This is a genomic window from Pseudoalteromonas sp. SG43-1 (assembly GCF_014164415.1).
Taxonomy (GTDB): Bacteria; Pseudomonadota; Gammaproteobacteria; order Enterobacterales; family Alteromonadaceae; genus Pseudoalteromonas; species Pseudoalteromonas distincta.
In genome coordinates, this window is record NZ_JACJFD010000015.1 from 1 (window position 1) to 23428 (window position 23428).

General features: G+C 39.3%; 19 protein-coding genes and 2 rRNA genes. 14 read left to right on the top strand and 7 right to left on the bottom strand.

From position 1 onward, the window contains the following. The first annotated feature begins 2 nt into the window (after positions 1-2). The 3 genes from rrf (H5159_RS11525) (at position 3) to glsB (ending at position 1374) form a co-directional block, all read left to right on the top strand. Positions 3-117, top strand: a 5S ribosomal RNA gene (gene rrf, locus H5159_RS11525). 62 nt (positions 118-179) lie between these two features. Next, positions 180-294: ribosomal RNA gene (gene rrf, locus H5159_RS11530) — 5S ribosomal RNA — on the top strand. Between the two features lie 156 nt (positions 295-450). Continuing rightward, positions 451-1374, top strand: coding sequence for a glutaminase B (glsB, locus tag H5159_RS11535; protein ID WP_024597412.1), 924 nt, complete (start codon positions 451-453; stop codon positions 1372-1374). A gap of 36 nt (positions 1375-1410) precedes the next feature. On the opposite strand, the gene H5159_RS11540 is transcribed toward glsB, so the two are convergent. Next, positions 1411-2715, bottom strand: coding sequence for an inosine/guanosine kinase (locus H5159_RS11540; protein ID WP_182734196.1), 1305 nt, complete (start codon positions 2713-2715; stop codon positions 1411-1413). A gap of 178 nt (positions 2716-2893) precedes the next feature. Here H5159_RS11540 and tadA point away from each other — a divergent pair, with 178 nt between their 5' ends. Next, positions 2894-3409 (top strand): tRNA adenosine(34) deaminase TadA, encoded by a 516-nt coding sequence (tadA, locus tag H5159_RS11545; RefSeq protein WP_002961078.1) that lies wholly within the window; start codon positions 2894-2896, stop codon positions 3407-3409. Positions 3410-3411: 2 nt separating this feature from the next. Here the strand turns inward: tadA and H5159_RS11550 are convergent, their stop codons facing one another. Continuing rightward, on the bottom strand, positions 3412-3579 hold the full coding sequence (locus H5159_RS11550; RefSeq protein WP_002961076.1) for a hypothetical protein: 168 nt from the start codon (positions 3577-3579) through the stop codon (positions 3412-3414). Between the two features lie 164 nt (positions 3580-3743). After that, the gene (gene mltF, locus H5159_RS11555) at positions 3744-5252 is read right to left on the bottom strand and encodes a membrane-bound lytic murein transglycosylase MltF (RefSeq protein WP_182696573.1); all 1509 of its coding nucleotides are present in this window, start codon (positions 5250-5252) and stop codon (positions 3744-3746) included. 211 nt (positions 5253-5463) lie between these two features. Here mltF and purL point away from each other — a divergent pair, with 211 nt between their 5' ends. The 4 genes from purL (at position 5464) to H5159_RS11575 (ending at position 12623) form a co-directional block, all read left to right on the top strand. After that, positions 5464-9354, top strand: coding sequence for a phosphoribosylformylglycinamidine synthase (gene purL / locus H5159_RS11560; RefSeq protein ID WP_182780314.1), 3891 nt, complete (start codon positions 5464-5466; stop codon positions 9352-9354). Between the two features lie 277 nt (positions 9355-9631). Further along, on the top strand, positions 9632-12082 hold the full coding sequence (locus H5159_RS11565; RefSeq protein WP_182780315.1) for a YdbH domain-containing protein: 2451 nt from the start codon (positions 9632-9634) through the stop codon (positions 12080-12082). Positions 12083-12084: 2 nt separating this feature from the next. After that, entirely contained in the window at positions 12085-12282 is a 198-nt protein-coding gene (locus tag H5159_RS11570; protein ID WP_007378800.1) for a YnbE family lipoprotein, read from the top strand. An 11-nt stretch (positions 12283-12293) separates the two neighbouring features. Further along, the gene (locus tag H5159_RS11575) at positions 12294-12623 is read left to right on the top strand and encodes a YdbL family protein (RefSeq protein WP_002961068.1); all 330 of its coding nucleotides are present in this window, start codon (positions 12294-12296) and stop codon (positions 12621-12623) included. Between the two features lie 48 nt (positions 12624-12671). Here the strand turns inward: H5159_RS11575 and H5159_RS11580 are convergent, their stop codons facing one another. Further along, positions 12672-13220: a DUF1415 domain-containing protein gene (locus H5159_RS11580; protein WP_182780316.1), complete on the bottom strand. Its 549-nt coding sequence runs from the start codon at positions 13218-13220 to the stop codon at positions 12672-12674. After that, entirely contained in the window at positions 13217-14500 is a 1284-nt protein-coding gene (gene waaA, locus H5159_RS11585) for a lipid IV(A) 3-deoxy-D-manno-octulosonic acid transferase (protein ID WP_182780317.1), read from the bottom strand. Before waaA ends, H5159_RS11580 begins: the two co-directional genes overlap by 4 nt. A gap of 182 nt (positions 14501-14682) precedes the next feature. Between waaA and H5159_RS11590 the strand changes: the two genes are divergently transcribed. Then, positions 14683-15273, top strand: coding sequence for an SIS domain-containing protein (locus H5159_RS11590; RefSeq protein ID WP_002961065.1), 591 nt, complete (start codon positions 14683-14685; stop codon positions 15271-15273). Beyond that, complete coding sequence (hldE, locus tag H5159_RS11595; protein ID WP_182780318.1) at positions 15273-16712, top strand: bifunctional D-glycero-beta-D-manno-heptose-7-phosphate kinase/D-glycero-beta-D-manno-heptose 1-phosphate adenylyltransferase HldE; 1440 nt, start codon at positions 15273-15275, stop codon at positions 16710-16712. The genes H5159_RS11590 and hldE overlap by 1 nt, the downstream gene beginning before the upstream one ends. A 245-nt stretch (positions 16713-16957) precedes the next feature. On the opposite strand, the gene H5159_RS11600 is transcribed toward hldE, so the two are convergent. Continuing rightward, positions 16958-18463, bottom strand: coding sequence for a capsule assembly Wzi family protein (locus H5159_RS11600; RefSeq protein WP_182737870.1), 1506 nt, complete (start codon positions 18461-18463; stop codon positions 16958-16960). Positions 18464-18674: 211 nt separating this feature from the next. On the opposite strand from H5159_RS11600, the gene H5159_RS11605 reads away from it, so the two are divergent. Together H5159_RS11605 and H5159_RS11610 are read left to right on the top strand one after the other, a co-directional pair. After that, positions 18675-19748 (top strand): glycosyltransferase, encoded by a 1074-nt coding sequence (locus H5159_RS11605; protein ID WP_182780319.1) that lies wholly within the window; start codon positions 18675-18677, stop codon positions 19746-19748. Next, complete coding sequence (locus H5159_RS11610; protein WP_024604043.1) at positions 19745-20830, top strand: glycosyltransferase; 1086 nt, start codon at positions 19745-19747, stop codon at positions 20828-20830. Before H5159_RS11605 ends, H5159_RS11610 begins: the two co-directional genes overlap by 4 nt. 31 nt (positions 20831-20861) lie before the next feature. Here H5159_RS11610 and H5159_RS11615 read toward each other — a convergent pair whose 3' ends face one another. Next, positions 20862-21590 (bottom strand): 3-deoxy-D-manno-octulosonic acid kinase, encoded by a 729-nt coding sequence (locus tag H5159_RS11615; RefSeq protein ID WP_182780320.1) that lies wholly within the window; start codon positions 21588-21590, stop codon positions 20862-20864. A gap of 122 nt (positions 21591-21712) precedes the next feature. On the opposite strand from H5159_RS11615, the gene H5159_RS11620 reads away from it, so the two are divergent. Both H5159_RS11620 and gmhB read left to right on the top strand, forming a co-directional pair. Next, entirely contained in the window at positions 21713-22771 is a 1059-nt protein-coding gene (locus tag H5159_RS11620; RefSeq protein WP_182780321.1) for a glycosyltransferase family 9 protein, read from the top strand. Beyond that, positions 22771-23334: a D-glycero-beta-D-manno-heptose 1,7-bisphosphate 7-phosphatase gene (gene gmhB, locus H5159_RS11625; protein ID WP_182768990.1), complete on the top strand. Its 564-nt coding sequence runs from the start codon at positions 22771-22773 to the stop codon at positions 23332-23334. Before H5159_RS11620 ends, gmhB begins: the two co-directional genes overlap by 1 nt. Positions 23335-23428 lie beyond the last annotated feature (94 nt).

Genomic DNA, 23428 nt, shown 5'->3' on the forward strand with positions numbered 1-23428 from the left:
TGCTTGGTGACAATAGCGTTTTGGACCCACCTGACTCCATGCCGAACTCAGTAGTGAAACGAAACAGCGCCGATGATAGTGTAGCATTTGCTATGTGAAAGTAGGACATTACCAGGCTTCAAATTCAGTCGAAGGACTTTAACCTTAATAATTAAAATAAGAAAATTGAAAAGAATTTTCTTGGTGACAATAGCGTTTTGGACCCACCTGATCCCATGCCGAACTCAGTAGTGAAACGAAACAGCGCCGATGATAGTGTAGCATTTGCTATGTGAAAGTAGGACATTACCAGGATTTAATTAAGAGAAACCCGTTACAGTAATGTGACGGGTTTTTTGCTTTTTTAAATTAAGAAAAACATCCCCCCTTTAAATTCAACAACAAAACTAGTTGCGTCTATTCGCGCGTGCTAAAATCCAATTTTTATGAATGATGATATAGAGGTCTAGTTTGCCTACAGCTGATTACCAAAAGGTGCTTGATGAAATAGCACATGAAGTACGCCCTTTATTATCACAAGGAACAGTAGCTGATTATATACCGGCCCTTGCAGAGGTCGATCCTGAGCAATTTTCTATCGCTATTTATACAACTGATGGTAAGACTGTATGTGCGGGGGATTGCTCTCAACGTTTTACCATTCAGTCTGTTTCAAAAGTTATGACACTTACTATGGCACTGCAACGTTATGGTGATGAACTTTGGCATCGAGTTGGAAAGGAGCCTTCAGGTACTGCCTTTAATTCGCTTACACAGCTTGAGTTTGAAAAAGGGATTCCTCGTAACCCTTTCATAAATGCAGGCGCAATTGTAACGTGTGATGCGTTATACAGCCGCTTATCTGCACCAATGCACTCTATGCTCGAGACCTTTAGGTTGTTAGCTGGTAATAGAGGGATAGTGATTGATAAAAAAGTCGCTAATTCTGAGTATGAATTTAGGCATCGTAATGCTGCTATGGCACATTTAATGAAGTCGTTTGGTAATTTTGAAAATGAAGTCGATGATGTTCTATGGTCTTACTTTAACTTTTGTTCTATTGAGCTCAACTGTATTGAATTAGCCAAAGCTTATAATTTTTTAGCAAATAAAGGTGTTGATAATCGATCGGGCGATCGTGTTTTAAGTAGCCGTCAAAATAAGCAGCTTAATTCGCTATTATTTACCAGTGGCTTATACGATGCTGCGGGGGATTTTGGTTACAGAGTAGGTATGCCAGGTAAATCGGGAGTGTCAGGGACTATTTTAGCCGTGTTACCAAATAAGTTTACGGTAGCTGTTTATTCTCCGGGACTTAATTCGTTTGGTAATTCGGTTGCAGGAATTGCAGCGTTGGAACTGCTATCTAAAAAGCTCGATATTTCTATTTTTTAGGAAGTTGATAGGGAGCAATGATTGCTCCCACCGTTATTATTGTTCCCAATAAACCTGTTCTAAGCAGTCTTCGCGTTCTGGTAAACCGCGAGATAAACGAGGAGAGTGCTGAACTAACACTTCATAACTAGCTCGGTTAGCATATTTACTAATTTGCGATAGTGACGAGTAAGTAATAGCTTGTTGCTGATGCTTAGCAGAGTTTGCCACATTAAGTTTATGATAAACATTTGCTGATAAGTCATGTAGCAAAGCCGCTAAAGCACAATCGCCTGCACCATTGGTGTTTTTGATTGAATCAGGTCCACCCATAAATGGGGCTGTATGGCTATATGCTCTGATAGGCTCATCACACTCGGTTTTACGCATAGCACGTGAAAATTCGTATCGATTAAAATCAGGTATGGCGCCTGGTAATAACGGATATTCGGTTTCACGCTTTAAGCTTTCGTCTACGTAGCCGGCCATAAATAAGCCTTTTTCGCCAGCGGTGCAAATTACCAAATCTACCCAATCAAGTGCTTTATCGGCAGCTAGAAGAGGGTCTTCAAAACCTGTAATAGCTAACCCTTCTTCTTCGTTCATAGCAAGAATATCAACATGCTTTTCAACAAAGTTTGCCCACCAGGTCGGGTCTTGTTCAATTAAGAATTTAGTTCCGAGTGTAAGAACAACTGGCACACCTGCATCATTAGCGTATTTTACCGCTTGCATAGTCGCTTCAGTCATCGTTTCACTACCTTGCGTACGCATGAGGTAGGCACTGATCACTAATGCTGATGAATTTTCAATAAGGTTTTTATCGATAGATTCAGGACGTAAGTGATTCATTAGGCCCGCACTTATCGCAAAAGTACGCTCACCGGTTTCATCAATTAATGTAAAACAACGACCTATAGGCCCATCTACTGGTTGGAGATAGTTTAAATCTACACGGCTTGAGGTATTACATAAAAAGCGGTAAGCATAGCTACCTATTTTTATATTTTCGCTCATTACGCCTAATAAAACTGAGCGATCATCTGCAAGTACAGAGTAGTTGTGCATAGTGTTACCAATGGTCCCACCGGCAAACTCAAAATCAACCATATCGTTTAATTTTAAACGATCGTATAAGGCGTTCGTTATGTCGCTATCAATAACTTGTGACATACCTCTACGTAGTTGAAATTCGTCAAGGAAAGCTTGATCAACTTTTGCCTCTATATCAACAACGATCTGATCGATACCCGTAATATAACTACGTTGTAATCGCTCTGTTGCGTTAAGTTGATTAGTAAGTGGATCTTTGGCTTCCACTGGAAAATAATGTTTATGCCTGCGGCGTCCAGGAAATTTCATTTGCTACCCGTGTTGTGAGCTAAATAAAAAAAGCGTGAGATTATAGCGTAAATCCACACTAGTGAGCCATTACAAACAGGTAAATATCGTTTTATTTTTGCAATAAAGTAGTGAATGACGCACTTTAGAGTGCTAACTAGGTATAATTACAGCATAAAAAGTTATTTAAGTAGAAAGAATGAACGAGCCATTTAATGATTCCTACTGGATGGAGCAAGCGCTTTTGTATGCAAAGCAAGCAGAGTTGCTTGATGAAATTCCGGTTGGAGCAATTGTAGTCAAAGATAACCAGCTAATTTCAGTGGGGTACAACCGCTCAATAACGGATAACGACCCATCAGCCCATGCGGAAATGATTGCAGTGCGAGAAGCTGGAAAAGTACTTAATAATTACCGCTTAATTGATTGCACACTATATGTAACGTTAGAGCCTTGCTCTATGTGTGCAGGACTGTTGGTGCATAGCAGAATAAAGCGTTTAGTATTTGGTGCCCTCGATGCTAAAACAGGGTCTGCAGGTTCAATTATGAACTTATTACAAGAGCCGAGGTTAAATCATCAAGTTGAGGTGTGCGGTGGTGTTTTGGCACAGCAATGCGGTGATACTATTTCGAATTTTTTTAAGCGTAGAAGAGCGCAAATTAAAGCAGCTAAGAAAGCTGCTCGTGATGAACAAATAAATAAACCTAGCTAGAGTTAACTAGCGATTGGCTCTATTTCTGTTTCAGCCATTTGCTGCATAGCAAACATTCGGCGGCGCCAGATGATTTTTTTGTGCAGTTTTCTTAGCATAACACGACGACGTGTGGCTGTTGAATAAATCACATTGCGTTTTAATTTTTGTGTGCGTCTACGTTTTAGCATGTTTTCTCCTAATGCAAGAGTGAGAAAGGCGCAGGGTATATCTTATAAAATAATAATATACAAGTAATACACATTAGTGATCATTTGATGACAAGTAAACAGATATTTAATTTACTTAAATTTTGCTTACTGGTTTGCTCAAAAAACTGATACCTATATAAATCTTAGTTATTGTTTTCACTTGGTAGTTCGGGCTCAATTATAGGCTGTTGTTTTTCTGTTTGCGCTTCATCTTTGTTACTTTTATCGTCACTTTCTTCATTTAAGTTTGGCTCGGTATCAGTGCTCTGCTCTGTGATTGGTTCTGGCTCAGACTCTACAGCAATAGCATTATTCTCATCTAGCCAAACAAGTGCATCGTAATAGCGACGAATATTATCAACATATTTAACCGCTACATCGCCACGCGCATAACCATAGCGAGTTTTACGGTAATAGCGCTTTTTAATTAACAGCGGTAAGCGTTTTTTTACATCAGCCCATTTATCAGGGCTTGCGCCTTGCTGCTCGGTAATTATACGCGCGTCGTTAACGTGCCCCCAACCTACATTGTAAGCCGCTAGTGCAAGCCATGTTCTATCAGGTTGAGGAATTCTATCAGGAATACGCTTAATCAGTTTACTTAAATACTTACCACCACCGCGAATATTTTGCTCTGGCTCTAAGCGGTTGGTAACACCTACTTGTTTTGCTGTACTGCGGGTTAGCATCATAATACCGCGAACGCCTGTCGGCGATTTAGCGCGAGGATTCCACATAGATTCTTGATAGCTAAGTGCCGCTAATAAACGCCAATCAAGGCTACCAGCATATTGTTCAAACCATGGTTGGTATGTTGGTAAGGTTTCTTTGATAGCTTCGATATAAGCAAGGGTATTTACATAGTTAAATTGGCGCACGTGGCCAAAGTATTTTTCTTCAAGTACGTAGAGCTGATTACTCTGTTTTATATCGCCAAAAAATGGCACTAATAAGGAGTATAAAGAATCATCTTTTGATTTATTAAGTATCCATGCAATCGGGTCGTTATGACTAACAGAAAAACCGATACTTAAATTTGGATGATAACGTCGAAACAGCGATAGGGTATGTGTATCAGCGAGTGTGTAATCAATCTCGCCATCAATAACTGCTTGAAGTAGCTCTTCTTCATCAAACTCTTCGCTTTCTATCCAAGTAAGATCTGGATTGTTTTTTTTCATTTTTTGCAGAGTAAGCGAATGACTACTTTTAGCGATAACAGTAAAGTTGCCATCTAAGTCGGCAAACTCTCGAGGGCGAACACGTCCTTGCTTATAAACTAACTTTTGGCTGATTGTTCTGTAAGTTGGTCCATAACGGTATTGCTCTGCACGGGTTTTATTATAGGTAAGTCCTGAGGCAATTAAATCTAAATCGCCGCTTTCCAGGCGTTCAAACATATCGGATAAGTTAAAAAATGGCACTATTTCAAGCTCTACACCTAGATATTCAGCAAATGCTTGAGATAGCTCATATTCAAAGCCTTGTTCACCTTGAACGGCTTGATAATAATTACTAGCACTTGCAAGTGTACCCACACGTATTTTGTTTTGTTCTTTTATTTGGGCGAGTTGGGTTGGCTGCTCTTGCATATCACATGCACATAACAGCATAACTAAAGTAATGATTATTATTAGTTTTTCTTTGAACATTGAGTGCCCCTTAAGCTCGCCAGCCACCGTTATAGCAAAACTAAGCCATCGCGTCACTTTACCTTTTATTTTATTAACCAAAAGAGGCTATAAATAAAGCTAAAAAGTTAATTTTATGAAAAGCGTAATTTTGAGTTAAATCTGAATGCTAATTGGACTATAATGCGTGCCTAAAATATCGTTCAATCCCTAACCCCGGATGAAATTACCTATGTTGATCCTTCGTGGTGCACCAGCACTTTCAGAGTTCAGAGTTAATAAAATTTTAGCGCGTTGCCAACAATCGCAACTTCCAGTCACTAACGTATACGCCGAGTATGCTCACTTTGCCGATTTAACATCGCCGTTGAGTAGCTCTGAGCAAACCAAGCTTGAAAAACTATTAACTTACGGTCCAACTATTGCTGAGCATACCCCAGCTGGCAAACTTGTACTTGTTACACCTCGCCCAGGTACCATTTCACCTTGGGCATCTAAAGCTACCGACATCGCCCACAACTGTGGTTTAAAGCAGGTTCACCGTGTTGAACGCGGTATTGCTTATTATGTTGAAGGTGATTTAAACGCAGAACAACTTGCACAAGTAACTGCGTTATTGCACGACCGCATGACTGAAGCCACACACAATGAACTTGAAGATGCGGCTCAGCTGTTTCGCAGTGATGCCCCACGCCAAATGTCGTCTGTCGATATTTTAGGTGGTGGACGCGAAGCACTAGCAACAGCCAATGTTGAGCAAGGCTTTGCGCTTGCTGATGACGAAATAGACTACTTAGTAGAAAATTTTACAAAGTTAGGACGTAACCCTAACGACATCGAATTGTTTATGTTTGCACAAGCGAACTCAGAGCATTGTCGCCATAAAATATTTAATGCTGACTGGACAATCGATGGTAAAGAGCAGCCAAAATCGCTGTTTAAAATGATTAAAAATACGTTTGAGCTAAATCCTGAAAATGTATTGTCGGCGTATAAAGATAACGCGGCAGTAATGAAAGGCTCAAAAGCGGGTCGCTTCTTCCCAAATGCGCAAGGTGAATATGCGTATCATCAAGAAGACATTGAAATACTAATGAAAGTTGAAACTCATAACCACCCAACAGCTATTGCGCCATTCTCAGGTGCTGCTACAGGTTCTGGTGGTGAGATTCGCGATGAAGGCGCAACTGGTCGTGGCTCTAAGCCAAAAGCAGGGTTAGTTGGCTTTACTGTATCAAATTTACGTATTCCAGGTTATGAGCAACCGTGGGAAAGCGATTTTGGTAAGCCGGGTCGTATTGTAAACGCACTTGATATAATGACAGAAGGTCCACTAGGTGGCGCTGCATTTAATAATGAGTTTGGTCGTCCTAACTTATTAGGCTACTTCCGTACTTACGAAGAAAAAGTAACAAGCCATAACGGTGAAGAAGTACGTGGTTACCATAAACCAATTATGCTTGCCGGTGGTTTAGGTAATATTCGCTCTGATCATGTTCAAAAAGGTGATATTCCTGTAGGCGCTAAATTAATTGCGCTAGGCGGGCCTGCAATGAACATTGGTTTAGGCGGTGGTGCTGCATCAAGTATGGCCTCAGGTCAGTCAAACGAAGATTTAGACTTTGCTTCAGTACAGCGCGAAAACCCAGAAATGGAACGTCGTTGCCAAGAAGTTATCGATAAATGTTGGCAGCTAGGTGATGAAAACCCAATCGCGTTTATCCATGATGTAGGTGCCGGCGGTTTATCTAACGCGTTTCCTGAGCTTGTTAATGATGGCGGACGTGGTGGTAAGTTCCAATTACGTAGCATCCCTAACGATGAGCCAGGCATGGCACCACACGAAATTTGGTGTAATGAATCACAAGAGCGTTATGTACTCGCTGTTGGCGTAGAGGACTTTGACCGCTTTGAAGCAATTTGTAAGCGCGAACGTGCCCAGTACGCTGTTATTGGTGAAGCAACAGCTGAACCTCACTTAACGGTGTCAGACAGCCACTTTGAAAATAACCCTGTTGATTTGCCGCTGGATGTATTATTAGGTAAAGCACCTAAAATGCACCGCGATGTAACGTCAAAGCAAGTTGTTGGCAAAGCGCTTGATATCACATCAATAAATGCAGCAGATGCAGCGCAGCGCTTAATGCGTTTACCAACCATTGCAGAAAAAACATTCTTAATAACAATCGGCGATCGCTCAGTTACTGGTTTGGTGGCGCGCGACCAAATGGTTGGTCCTTGGCAAGTACCTGTTGCTAACTGTGCTGTAACTGCGGCAACGTATGACACTTACCACGGTGAAGCTATGTCACTCGGTGAGCGTACTCCGGCTGCATTACTTAATTACGGTGCATCTGCTCGTTTAGCTGTGGCAGAGTCGTTAACTAATATTGCTTGTGCAAATATTGGTAGCCTTGAAAACATTAAGTTATCGGCAAACTGGATGGCAGCAACGGGTCACCCAGGTGAAGATGCTGGTTTATATGAAGCTGTTAAAGCCGTAGGCGAAGAGCTTTGTCCTGCGCTTGGTTTAACGATTCCTGTAGGTAAAGATTCTATGTCGATGAAAACGACATGGAAAGATGAAGGTGACTCACAAGAGAAGTCAGTAACATCGCCGCTTTCACTGGTTATAACTGCGTTTGGTCGTGTTGACGACGTACGTAAAACAGTAACGCCACAACTGCGCACAGATAAAGGCGATACATCGCTTATATTAGTTGATTTAGGTGCGGGTAAAAACCGCATGGGCGCATCAAGCCTTGCACAAGTTTATAAGCAATTAGGTGATGTAACCCCTGATGTTGATAGCCCTGAGTTATTAAAAGGCTTCTATAACGCAATGCAAGCACTTGTGGCTGATAGTAAGTTACTTGCTTATCATGACCGCTCAGATGGTGGTTTATTTACCACAGTAGCTGAAATGGCGTTTACGGGTCATACCGGTGTAACTGTTGATTTAGCAGCTTTAACAGGTTCAGACATTGAAGCGCTTTATAACGAAGAGCTAGGTGCGGTAATTCAAGTTGCTAATGCTGATTTAGATGCAGTAAATGTGGTGTTTGAACAACATGGTATAGCAGCCATTAGTCACAACATTGGCACGCTTAACAGTGATGATACGATTATATTTAACCGTGGCGAAAATACGGTACTTAATCATACGCGTACTGAGCTTCGTACTATTTGGGCTGAAACAACGTATCAAATGCAAGCGCGCCGTGATAACCCTGAGTGTGCTAAGCAAGAGTTTGATGCTAAATTTGATGCAAAAGATCCAGGTTTAAACGTAAAACTTAACTTTGATTTAAACGAAGATATAGCAGCGCCATACATTGCAACCGGTGCTAAACCGCAAATGGCTATTTTACGTGAGCAGGGTGTTAACTCTCATTTAGAAATGGCGGCAGCATTTAATCGCGCAGGTTTTGCAGCCGTTGATGTACACATGAGCGACATTTTAGAAGGTCGTTTAACACTAGAGCAATTTAAAGGTTTAGTGGCCTGTGGTGGTTTCTCATACGGTGACGTACTTGGTGCGGGTGAAGGTTGGGCTAAGTCTATTTTGTTTAACGACATGGCACGCGATCAGTTCCAAAACTTCTTCCACCGTGAAGATACCTTTAGCTTAGGTGTATGTAACGGTTGCCAAATGTTATCAACGTTAAAAGAGTTGATCCCTGGTACTGAACATTGGCCGCGCTTTGTAACTAATAAATCAGAACGTTTTGAAGCACGCTTTAGTTTAGTAGAAATACAAGAGAATCCGTCTGTGTTCTTTAACGGAATGGCTGGCTCGCGTATGCCTATAGCGGTTTCTCATGGTGAAGGTCATGCTGAGTTTGCAAACGATGCAGCCACTAAAGCGGCGCTTGATAGCGGCACTGTAGCGGTTAAATTTGTAGATAACTACGGTAACCCTACAACGCAGTACCCAGCGAATCCTAATGGTTCTCCAGAAGGTATTACCGGTATTACGTCAACTGATGGTCGTGCCACTGTAATGATGCCGCATCCAGAACGTGTATTCAGAAGCGTTGCCAATTCTTGGCACCCAGATGAGTGGCTCGAGGATAGCCCGTGGATGCGTATGTTCCGTAATGCACGTAAAAACGTAGGTTAATTATATTTACGTTTATACAAGTTAGATTCATAATCTTACTGTAAAATAAAAAAGGCTGCATTGTGCAGCCTTTTTTGATTATACCAATCTGCTTATATATGGGGTCTATTTAACGTTAAAAAAATTACGCTAGAACTAGGCAAAAGTTTTTATATCTAGTTGTTCTAAATAAAAAACTTTTAACGACGTTATAGTGCAATTTAATTCGTTAAATTGATCAAAGATTTATGCAGGTTGGTATTAGTATAGCTAAAAGCACAAAGCATTTAAGGATAGTATGTTTAAGCGAATTGGTTTAATTGTTGGAGCTGTATTACTAAGTACCTTACTGCTTGGTTATGTATTTCGCTTGCCTTTATTACAGTGGGTTATAGCGCCTGAGCTCGAAAAAGCGGGTGTCACATTAAACTGCCTTGATTTTTCAATCACGTCTAGCTTAAATATTCATGCTGATAAAGTGTGTTTAAATTATCAAAATCAACAATTACAACTTACTGGTATTACTGCAAATACAAAGCGTGTAGATATTGAAAATGCAGTGCTAACAGTTAATCCACTCCCTAAAAGTGATAATGCTAATCAGCTTGCTAAAAATCTCGATTTAGCACTTCCCTTAAATCGCCCATTAATCAATATTAAACAGCTTGTAGTAAAAAGTGATGAGCTCAATAAGCCACTTAAAATAAGCATATTAGAACCCGAACTAAATAAATTTAATGTCTCAGGTGATATAAACGCAAGTGCAATTTTGACTGCTAATAAAGTAAGGGGTCAGTTTGAAATTAATGACACTTTTTTAAAGCACGTTATAAACACTAAAAATACATTAATAGCAGATTTTAACTTTAATACTCAGCAAGCATTTAGCTTTGATGGTATAGAACTTGAGTTAAATGGCGATATTAGCTCCCAGTTTGCTCACACGTATGAGCAGTGCAAAGTTAACGTATTAACCACTGGTAAATTGGCGACGCGTTTTAATTTAAATAGCCAAGCGTTAATGTTTAATACCGATTTGGTTAATAACAAAATTAATTTAACACCAAGCTGTACTGAGTTAATTCCACCAAGTGAATATGCAGGCTTTATTAGCAAACAAGTTCCTTTAAATTGGCAACTTAAACTCCCTCAATCAATTCGCTTAGAGGCTAGTGAGTTGAGGGTACCTGCAATTAATTTGGTAAGCGTGGGCGATAAGCAATTTGATATTTTAATAACAGATACAACACTAAATATTACACCTCCATTTAAAGACTTACAGTCAACTTTATCAGCTCAAATAAATACACCCGATATAAATAATATTAACGTTAATGCTCAGTTATCTGGCGCTGCGATTAAAGGCGATTACGCCGTTATGCTTGAAAATTTACCTGAGTTTGCACCTGCAACAGCGGATGGGCTTAGCCTTAGTGGTCACTTTAATATAAGTGAGTTTATAGACTCAAAACCAATTGGGCTTATAAATGCTAAATTAACGCTTAATAGTGTAGATGCGTTTGATATAAGTGCAGTGCAATACCAAGGTGATTTAATAGCAAAAATGGATAAACAGTTAAACGCAGAGGTAGCGTTAACTCAGCAATTAAAAAGCGCAGAATATAAAGAATTTAAAGTCACAGATATAAGTAACACATTAACAGCAAATGCTAATTTAGGCGTAGGTGAGTTATTTGCTGATCTAACAGCAAAAACGAATATAAAGGCTGTTAATAGCCCCGACATAAAACTTAATAATATAAAAGTAGAGTCTACGGGCTTGCAAAGCCGTGCACTAAAAGCCACGCATCACGCATTTATAAATAATGTTGAGTTAGTGATAAATCATCATATGTCGTCGCAAGCTCATCCATTTGAAGTGGTTATTCCTGAACAAAGTGCGCTGTCGTTAAATGCGTTTATTAGTCAATTTGAGCCACTTGCACAGTTAACAGAGGGCGAATTTAATGGCTATATTAGTGGCGATATAAACTTACAAAATGCACTGTTCAATATAGGGATTAGTCATACAAGTGCATTGTATAACGATTACCTTGCGAGCGATTTAAGCAGTACATTTAGCGGGGAATATAATTCAGGTAAGCTTAATGTAAAACCAACTACCTTTAATTTAAATGAGCTTAGGGCGGGTGCCGTAGTTAAAGCGGTTGAAGGGCAGTGGCAAGTGAGTAGTAATACCGCGCTTATAAATGATGTAAAAGGAAGTGTGTTTGGTGGTGAGTTTTCATTAGATAGCTACACAGTAGGGAAGCCAAACCAAGTTGCTAATGTTAAGTTTGAAAATATTGATGCAAGCAAACTTGTTACACTCGACGATAAGTCGGGCATTGTATTAACGGGACGCTTGGCGGGGTCTTTACCGGTTCACTTTGATAGTGGAAAAATTGAAATAATTGACGGTAGCTTATTTAGCCAAGGAACAGGTAATTTAAAAATTACCAATAATGCCGCTTTTGATTCAGTAATGCAGCAACAGCAAGAGTTACAACCTGTGTTAGGGCTATTAACTAATTTAGATATTCAAAAACTTAATAGCAGTGTGGCACTAAAAAATGATGGTTGGTTAAAACTAGGGGTTAATTTGCAAGGCTATAATAAAGCAGAGCAGCAGCAGGTTAACTTTAATTATAACCACGAAGAAAACGTATTTACACTTTTGCGTGCACTGCGTTTAAGTGACGAAATTACACAAAAAGTTGAGCAACAATACTCACAAAAAGGAAACTAATAATGAGACAGTCGTTATTGATAAAAGTACTGCTCGCGCTGAGTGCTATTAGTGCACTCAGTGCTTGCACGCATCGTGTTGAGGTGTCTGCTAAAGAGCCCATTACTATTAATTTAAATGTGAAGGTCGATCACGAAATTCGCGTAAAAGTAGATAAAGAACTCGACAATTTATTTAGTGACGACAGTGAGTTATTTTGAGGAGCTAGAACATGAATACGAAGAAAAAATTAAATATTATTACGTTAGTTAGTGCAGTATGTATGTCTTTCTCTGCGTGGGCTATTAGCCTTGATGACGCTAAAAACCAAGGTCTAGTAGGTGAAGATAGCTCTGGTTATTTAGGACTTGTTGTACAAAACGCAGAGGCAAAAGCCGTTGTTGATGACATAAATGCAAAGCGTAAAGCGCAGTACTTAAAGCTCGCTAAAAAGAATAACTTGTCGCTTTCACAAGTAGAAGCACTTGCTGCTGCTAAAACAATTGAAAAAACCCAAAGTGGTCATTACGTTGAAGTAAATGGTAACTGGGTTAAAAAATAAGCGTTTGTTATTGTCTTGTTCTGCACAAACCAAAATAAAACCGAGCATTTAAGCGCTCGGTTTTTTACAGCCTTCAAATAACTGCTGCCAAAAATCAATCCCCTTACGCCTTGCTAGATTTATATTATGCTCAGGAATAGATTCAGGCTCGTTATAACTATCAAGTGCTTCGCTCATACTTGCTTCGCGGATTAAATGCAATGTAGGAAAGGGCGCTCTATTTGTGTAGTTTGCGGCATCGGTTTCATCACTGTCAGCAAATACGTAGTCAGGATGAAAATTAGCGATTTGATACTTACCTTCAAAGCCTTGCGCGACTAAAAGTGCATTAGCTAAATCGACCAAGTCTAAAAAGTCTTCAAAGTCACTAAAGCCGTTGTCAAACATGATAAGGGTTGTTTCGCGCTCTGGTTCACGGTCAAGCTCAACACATTGCTCAAGCATATCCATTACAGCATCATCCATACTCGTTGCTGAGCTTACTATGTAATGAATACAGTTATTTTCTACTTCTTTTCGAGCAAACGGGCAAAAGTTATATTTAACAATAACAGATGACACCCATTCGCGGGTTTGGCTTATAGCTATGTTGGTCACGGTTTTGGCTCTAAATATTGATTAATAATGGTAAGTGTTTTTTGTATAGCACCTTGGTTTTTAGTTACGCATTGCGCAGCTTTAATACCTAAGGTTTGGCATGCTTTTGTGTTTTGGCTAAACGTTATAAGCTGCTTTGCGAGTTCGTCGTTACTATCAACCACTACAGCACCTTTGAGCTTTATTAGCTCGGGATAAACATGGTCAAAATTGTATGTGTGTGGACCTGTTATTACACCTACCGAAAACGCTGCTGATTCCAGTGGGTTATGCCCACCTCTGCGAATTAAGCTGCCACCAATAAAGCTCACATTTGCAGCGCCATATAAACACTGTAATTCACCAAGCGTATCAGCAAGGAGTATTTGCTCATTATTATAGTTATTTTGGCTACGACGGCTAAAGCTAAGTGGGCTTTGCGTTAAAAGCTCTGCCACTTTGTCAAATTGCTCTGGATGGCGCGGGGCAATTATAAGTAATGCGTTCGGTTGCTTTTTTAGTAACTCTTGATGGGCTGAAAGTACCAGCTCATGCTCAACAGGGTGTGTTGAGCCTGCCACCCATACAAATCGTTCATTACTACTATAAAGCTGTTTAAGGTTGAGTACTTTAGCTAGTTGCTCTTCACTTGGTGTTATATCAAATTTTATTGAGCCTGTTACATGGCTTTTTGAAGCTTCAAGACCAAGTTCAATAAAGCGTGTAGCATCTGTTTTATTGTGACTCGCAAGTACCGTAATTGAGCGCATAATAATATGCGTTAATTTAGCGACCTTTTGATAGCCCTGCTGTGACTTTTCAGAGAGTCTTGCATTGATGACAAGTACTGGTATGTTTTTTTTGTGGCTTATCGCCATTAAATTTGGCCATAGCTCGGTTTCTAAAATACATAATGCTTGTGGCTTTATACGCTTTAAAAATCGAGCCGTTGCAAACGGGAAATCGATTGGTAAATAGCTACACGCTACAGTATTTTTAAACTGGCTAAGTATTTGCTCTCTGCCTGTTGGAGTATTACAGGTTATAAGTATATTTAAATTTGGATGCACTTTTTGCAAAGCTTTAATAAGTGGCGTTGCGGCAAGTACCTCACCAACAGAAGCACAATGAAAAACTAAAGGTTTAGTTTTAACCGTAAACAAAGACTTACTGACAAACCCAAAGCGCTCTTTAAAGTGTGCACGATAGCCTTGGTTTTTTTTACCTCGTAAAATATAGAGATAAAATACAATCAGTGGGCTAATAATAATTAATGCGAATGAGTAAAAAATGCGTGCCATACTGATCTTTCTTAAAGGGAAGTGGCGTTAGTTTACCGTGAAATAGCCGTTTTCTAAACAGACTCGTTATAAAATATGGTCTGGGTTCAGTTATAACCCGATAAAATACACACAATTAAATAAAATTATGGAATAATGAATTTAATTTTTCCTGCCATTTCAGTTCCAAGAGGAATTTTTTCATGTCAATTATCGATTCAGTGGCAACTAGCTACGTTGAAACATTAAACCGTCATCAGGCATTATTTGAAACGATGGAGGCTTATCATCAAGAATCTATGCAATTGTTAGAAGCATGCCATAGTGCATTACAAGCTGGTGGCAAGATTGTTTGGTTTGGTAACGGTGGTAGTGCAGCAGATGCACAGCATTTAGCTGCAGAATTTGTAGTGCGTTATAAATTAGAACGAGGTCCGCTTGCCTCAATGGCATTGACCACTGATACCTCAATTTTAACAGCGCACAGCAACGATTATCACTTTGATACGGTGTTTGAACGCCAAGTTCAAGCGCTATGCAAGCCAGAAGATTTAGTTATTGGTTTAACCACATCAGGTACTAGTAACAATATTAATTTAGCATTAGAGGCTGCAAATAAACTAGGCGCTTTTACTGTTGCATTAACTGGGCGTGATGGCGGTAAAGTAAAAGACATTGCTAAGTTACCTATTATTATAAAAAATGACGAAACAGCACGTATTCAAGAAGCTCACATGTTTATAGGTCACTGGTTATGTGAAGCCATGGATATGGTTGTTGCGGAGCAGCAGTAATGGATTTATCGTTATTAAAAAACTTATCAGCGGCACGAATATTAGTTGTTGGCGATGTAATGCTAGACCGCTATTGGTATGGTGATACAGGTCGCATTTCGCCAGAAGCGCCAGTACCAGTTGTTAAAGTAAGTAAATTTGAAGACAAAGCCGGTGGCGCAGCTAACGTTGCAAAAAATATAGCGCGTTTAGATGCAAAAGTTGGCTTATTGGGTTTAATTGGTGAGGACGAAAGCGGGCAGATTTTAGAGACCATCCTAAAAGGTGAAAAAATAAGCTCACAATTAGTCAGTGTATGTGATTTACCGACTATTTCAAAAATGCGTGTTATTAGCCGCCATCAACAACTGGTTCGTCTTGATTTAGAAGAAACGTTTACTGAGCAACACAGCCAGCTTTTATTAAACCGCTTAGAGCTTGTACTTGATGAATACGACTTTATTGTGTTTTCTGATTACAGCAAAGGATCTTTGAGTTTAATTAAAGAAATGGTAAGCCTTGCGAAGGGCGCCGGAAAAACGGTTTTAATCGACCCTAAATCGCCAGATTTACATTTATATGAAGGTGCTGATTACATTACACCTAACTTACATGAGTTTAAGTTAGCGGGTGGTCAAACCGATTCAGAAGAGGCTTTAGCCGCAAGTGCGCGTGATTTAATTAGCAAAAATGGCATTAAAGCTATGTTGCTTACGCGTTCTGAGCAAGGTATGTCGCTTATTAGTGCAGATGAAAAATTTGATTTTGCAGCGCAAGAGCTTGAAGTAAGCGATGTAACCGGGGCCGGTGATACGGTTATAGCTACACTCGCGGTTATGCTTGGTGCGGGCATGGAACCTAAAGATGCTGTCGAAATTGCTAATTTAGCCGCAGGTATCGTTGTGAGTAAGTTTGGGGCTGCAACTGTCTCGCCAGAAGAGCTAAGCCGCAAGCTTGGTCACTATTTACATACTACGGGTGAGCATTACCAAACACCATTTGATGATGTACTTCAGCATATTGAATTTGCAAAACAAAACGGCGAAACCATTGTATTCACTAATGGCTGTTTTGATATTTTGCATGCTGGGCATGTACGTTATTTAGCGCAAGCTAAAGCACGAGGCGATAGACTCGTTGTTGGATTAAATAATGATGAATCTATTACGCGTTTAAAAGGGGCAGAACGCCCTATTAACCCGCTAGATGAGCGTGCGATGGTACTTAGCGCACTTTCATCAGTTGATTGGGTTATTCCGTTTGGAAGTTTAGATGAAAACGATACTCCCGCTAAATTAATTGAGCAAATAAGTCCTGATATTTTAGTTAAAGGTGGCGACTACACTGTAGATCAAATAGCGGGTGCTGAGCATGTACTTCGCCATGGCGGAAAAGTTGAAGTGCTTGAATTTTTAGATGGGTGCTCAACATCAAAAGTAATTAGTAAAATTAAACAGTAATACCAATTTTATTAAAAGCATGAGCATTCTAGCGTATTAAATAACTCACTAACTACGTTAGAAATTATTTATATAGAACAACTATGTATCATAATTTTAGCCTTGTTATTGAGCTGTTTTCTTATCGCTATAATAGAACACTAATTTAATGCAATTGGTATAATTACTGATTTAAGTTACTAAAAATACAAAAAAGGGATGAAAACAGTGTTTTCATCCCTTTTTATTTTTAATAAAGTAACTTACTAAAAATTTAATTCATACTTAGCAAATGCTGATGTATCGTTTTCAGCACCGTCATTGTTAGATGCAAAAGCACCTAAAGTGACTCGCCCTCCCATAGAAAGCATTCTATAACGAAGCTCTAATTGCTTACTATTAAAGCCTGTTTTAGTAATTGTATTTCCTAAATCTGGATTGCTAGGGTACCAATCGCTATTGTCACTATTGTAATCAACACTGCGTAATTTAAACTGCCAATCATCACCATTAGAAAGCTGACCAAGTAGTGTTAGGACAACTGATTGCGCATCATTATCATACGTCGAACCAATAGTGCGTCCATGGTAACGGTAACCCGATTTGTAATCTGAATGCTCATAGTAACAATTTTCAACTATTGATTCAGCTTGACATGAAACACCTGTATCTATGTACTCTACATTTATTAATAAGTTTTGATCATATACACGTTGTGTTGTCTGTACACCAAATAAGTAAGCTCTATCAGCGGGTTTAAACTGTGAGCTAGCATCTTCACCTATAGTACTGGCATAAACCGCATAAGGTTGGTTGAAAAGTGTATCTGACCAACGAATATCTATGCCAGCTAATTGATTACCTATTTTTGACTCTAATTGGCTATCACAACTAACATTGCCATCAATACATGCTGTTTGCCCAGTTATGACATCAATAAAATCACCTGCAGAGCCTGGTTGGCCGTCTCCTGCCCATTGTGCAGACCAGCTAACAGCAATTTCTAATTGTTGTATTGGGCGTATATTTAATCTACTGCTCCAAAGTAAAGCATCAGGAATTACACGTGTAGACTCAAGTTTAGCCATTTGTGCGGTAAAGCCCCATTGACCAATCCAGCTTAACCATGGTGTTTCAAAAGCAGTACTTTTTTCTCTGGTTACACTTAGTGCAGGTAAAGGTTTCGCATTACCAGACATAATTAAGCTGTTATCAACACCAGGTCCCCAAAATTGCTCAACAGCACCGGCTCTAAAAATCCAGTTACCTAAACGGTAAGCTAAGTAACTATCGTCAAGTGAGGTATCGTTACAATCGTTTAAAGCTTGCTCATCGGTAACTATATCGTCAGTCGTTTTTCCATCAACTAAACATTTTTTACCGTCTTTTCTGTAATTTATAGCTACTTTAGCTGCAAAGTTATCGCCTAAATAAGCGTAAGCTGCTGAAAGCTCTGTTTCTTGTGTATTTGTTGCACCAAAGCTTGTTGCTATGATTGGATCTGTGGCTGCAAAAGCAGATAATTGAAGACTATGCGAGCTGCTATTTTCTGATTTATATCGATGCTTAACGCGAAGTAAAGCATCTTGCAAGCTTGGAGATAATTGCTCAAGCGGCATGCTTTGCACATCACTTATAAAACTTTTCCACATAAGCGGATAGGTAGTTACAGGAGCTAAAATAACACCGGCATCAGCTAATTGTTGAATATCAGCTCTAAGACCGTAATCATCGGGTTTTACCCATGGTTCAGCATTAACTGACGCGCTCATAGCGCAAAAAAGAGTAGAAAGTAGAAAAATTCTGTTTCGCAAAGTTCAGATCCTTGTGATTTAGATTGCGGCTAAGTTTATCAACCTAAGCTTGTTATTGCAGTAAATAATCAAATTTATAGAGCTAATTTAATATATTAAAATGTAACCTAGCTATCGTAATAAGTATCTGATTGGTATACTGGAGTTCAAATAGGAAATTGAGAATGTAATGAGCAACAAACGACTTTTATTTATTCCCGTATCATCACCAGAAGGCATTGGTGAATATATGCGCTCGTTGTTGTTGGCTCAAAGTTTAAAGGTAGAACTTACTGATTCTCTCGATATTCACTTCATACTAAACAAGCATACAAGCTACGCAAAAAAGTGTCCTTTTGAAGCCACATTGCTTGAACACTCAGCGACTAAAGAGCTTGATTCTGTTTGCGACTTTATAGAGCAATTTAAACCTGACGTCGTTGTTTTTGATTGTGCAGGACGTGCAGGGCATATGAAAGCGGCTAAAAAAGTAGGCGCTAAAGTTATATTTATTTCTCAGCATGCAAAAAAACGCGCTAAGGGATTGAAGCTAAACAGGATTAATTTAATTGATACACATTGGGTTGTACAGCCTGATTATTGTATTGAGCCACTTACATGGGCTGAAAGTGCGAAGTTAGACATGTTTCCCTTGGCACCCCCTCGTAATGTAGGCCCTTTTGTTGCATTTGCTTCTTGTGAGCAAAAACGTGATGTTTTAAATCGCTATAACTTAGTATCTGATGGCTATTTTATTGTTAATGCGGGTTCTGGCGGGCATATATTAAATAATCTTAATTGTGCTGAGGTTTACTTTAAAGCCGCGCTTAAAATTACTAAGCATACTGGGTTAAAAGCAGTTGTTGTGTTTGGTGCAAATTATAATAAAGCAATTCCTAAAAGTGATGAGGTTACTTGTTTATCAAGCCTGCAAGGAACCGAATTTTTGGCATTAATGAGCCAAGCTAAAGTCGCATTACTTAGTGGTGGAGATACTTTATTGCAAGCAATTGCAGTTCAAACCCCTGTTGTGGCATGTGCTATCTCAAAAGATCAAAATACACGTTTGGATCATTGCGTTAATGCAGGTGTTGTAATAAAAGCGAATCTTGATATTGATGAAATTACAACGAAAATAGCTCAAGTTATTACCGAGCCTTTTTATAGTGAATTTATTGGTAAGTATAAGCAACTCGATAGTACACATAGCTTCGACGTGATCACTACCGGTATAAAAAATATGCTTGTAGGAGATCGCTTATGAATATAGTGATTGTAATTGATTCACTAGTAGGTGGTGGTGCTGAAAAAGTAATGCTTACTTTGGCTGATAAAATGGCGAAACTACAGCACAATGTCACTATATTATCTCTTGCGAGCAACGCTGAGTATGACATTCCTGATATAGTTAAAGTTGACAGCCTTTTTCCTGATAGAGCATCTAAAGTAGATAGATTCTGGCAGCGAAAAAATAGTATTTTGCGATTAGAAGCGTGGTTTGAAAAAAAACAAAGCGAGATTGGCAATATTGACCTAGTGCTTTCTAACCTTGATAGAAGTAATAATTTACTTGCACGTAGTAATATCAAAAATGTTCACTTTGTTATTCATAACTCCGTCAATTCAGAACTTGCCCGTCAAAAAAAGTTAGGTCCATTTTCATATTTATACCTTAAAAAAAGTAAGCAAAACTTAAATGGTAAATCACTTATTTGCGTATCAAAGGGTGTTGAAAAAGAAATAACACAAGGGGATTTAATTAACCCAAGTGCAATCGCGACTATTTATAACCCGTTCGATTTTGAAAAAATAAACCAACAAGCAAATGAGAAAAATAACGACATCCCAAATGAGCCTTACTTAATTCATGTAGGAAGGCTCGCCAAACAAAAACGTCACGATATATTATTTGCAGCATTTGCAAAGCTTGATAAAAAATACAAGTTAGTCCTTTTATGTAATAAACCTGCAAAAGCGTTAAAGCTTGCACAGCAATATGGCATAGATAAACAGTTAGTAGTGCCTGGATTTCAACAAAACCCATACAACTGGATTAAGCATGCCAAAGCTTTAGTTTTGAGCTCTGATTTTGAAGGGCTGCCAACGGTATTAATTGAGGCTTTAGCGGTGGGTACTCCGGTAGTTAGCACTAATTGTACATTTGGACCAAGCGAGATATTAACAGGCGAGCTGAGTAAATATTTAGTACCCGTTCAACAAAGTGAGGCATTAGCCAATGCCGTTATGCAGGTGCTAGCAGATAAGCCAAATGTAGAAAACGCAGATATTCTAAAACAAGTACAGGCAGAGCAGGTTGCTCTGCAGTATTTAGCTTTGGCTAACTAAGTTAACTGATATTAGGTTAACTGATATTAGGTTAACTGATATTGGCGAGCGCTTTGAAGTAGTTGCTATGCAGAGTTTGCCAGTCATTCGCTTGCCAATTAAATGCATCATTTCGACCTTGCTCTTTTAAAAATGAGCGCTCAAGGCGTGCCATATTATTTTGTTGCCACTGTGGGTTCGGCGCTCTTATTTCACCTCTATCAAAGTCGATAATATACACATCACCAGTATCATTAAACAATATGTTATTAATGTTTAAATCGGCGTGATACACACCTTTTGAATGAAATAGCGCGATTGTTTTAGCAATGCGCTCCAACTCATCTTCAGTCAATGGGCGTTCAATTAATATATCGAGTACACTTTTAGCGCCTTTAACAGCCTCGGTAATAATATCACCACGGTAAATTAATCCGCTGTGGGTTACTTTAGCTGCAACAGGGGTTGGTACGTTTAAACCAAGCTCTATAAGCTTACTCATTAAGCTAAACTCTTTAAATACGCGGGTTTGTTCAAGTCCTGGGTATAAATATTGATCGCTTAGCAATTTACCCACTAAGCCACCGCGCCAATAATGCCTAAGTACGGCTGTTAATTCGTCTTGCTTAAAAAACCACGCAGTTGCTCGACCTTTTTTAGCGCCCACAATTTTATTTTGTTGTTGCCAATAATTTGCATCAAACCAATCGAGGGTAATTTGGCTTGTGTATTTAGGGTGGCTTAATAGCGTGTGATTGCCTTGCACGTGTTGTTTAAACATAGCTCTGTGTAATTGCTAAATAATGAGTCTATATTAGCGCGTTTTAAAGCGCAGGATAAGTGCTTGCAATAGCGTGATTATAATTTAAGATCGGCTTTTGTATTTAATACCTAAGGGAATGTGTGACTCAAGCTCCTAATTATTCATCTATTTGTATATTAAGACTCTCAGCCATTGGTGACGTATGTCATGCTGTGAGTGCAGTACAAGCTATTCAAAAGGCACACCCGAATGCAAAAATCACCTGGGTAATTGGCAAAATAGAAGCCATGTTACTTGCTGACTTACCGGGTGTTGAGCTGGTGGTATTTGATAAAAAGCAAGGCAAAGCAGCGCTTAAAAGCTTAAAGCAACGCTTCAACAACCAAAAATTTGATGTGCTTCTTAATATGCAAGTTGCATTAAGGGCTGGGTTTGTAGCGCGTTGTATTCCTGCAAAAGTAAAAATAGGGTTCGATAGGGCTCGTTCAAAAGAATTGCACAGCTTATTTATTAATAAACGAATAGACCCACAAGCCCAGGCGCATGTGCTTGAAGGCTTTAAAGGTTTTGCAAAAGCCATTGGTGTTTCTGATTATAAACCGAGTTGGGACATGCCATACACCGAGCAAGACCAAGCGGTTGCAGATGAGTTATTAACATCAGAATACCTAACTAATAAACTATTAGTAATATCGCCCGCAGCTAGTAAAGCGCAGCGTAATTGGCTCGCTGATTGTTATGCCACATTGGCTGATTATGCAAGCGAGCAAGGCTTTAAGGTGGTATTGACGGGTGGCCCAACAGAGCTTGAAATTAACCTAGCAAATAGCGTTATTGAGCACAGCAACACGCCTATTTTAAATTTAGTCGGTAAAACAAAACTCAAAGAGTTGTTGTGCGTGTTAAAGCGTGGCAGCTTAGTGCTCGCGCCCGATACGGGTCCTGCGCATATGGCAGTAACAGTTGGTACGCCGGTTATTGGTTTATATGCACATTCAAATCCAGCACGCACAGGTCCTTATTTATATCAAGACTACGTGGTAGAGGTTTATCATCAAAACTTGTTTAAGCAAAGAGGTAAAACGGCTGAGCAAGTACCGTGGGGTACACGCGTAAAAGGCGATGATTTAATGAGCCAAATTACAGTTGATGATGTAAAAGCGATGTTTGACCATGTTGTACAAAAAGAGTCTTTGTAATGAATGCACAACAAAAAAATAAAGCGCTTTTTTTAGATCGAGATGGCGTGGTAAATGTTGATCATGGTTATGTGTATCAAAGCGATAAATTTGAATTTATTGACGGTGTTTTTAGCACTTGTAAAGCATTTTATGATGCAGGCTATAAAATCATAATCGTCACTAATCAATCTGGAATTGGTCGAGGTTATTACACCGAAGCTGATTTTTTAGCACTGACCGAGTGGATGAAAGACCAGTTTAGTGCCCACAGCATTGCAGTTACCGATGTGTATTTTTGCCCGCATCACCCTAAAAAAGCGGGCCCTGAATATTTGAAAGAGTGCAGTTGCAGAAAGCCTGCGCCAGGTATGTTATTACAAGGCATACAAGAGCATAATATCGACCCTGCTTGCAGTATTATGGTGGGCGATAAACTCAGTGATATGCAGGCTGCGAAAAAAGCAGGGATCACTACCCGTGTTTTAGTGCGTTCAGGGCAAAGCTTTGACGAAAGCGCTAAGCAAGAAGCTGATTTAATTATCGATTCTATAAGTAGTTTACCTGCACTTTTAAACACATAAATAAACGCCTGTAAACTGGCAAGAATTCCTTCCAACTTAGGGTGTTTGCGACGAACTGCAAACCGTGCATTTTACCCATTAAACTTTTACAATA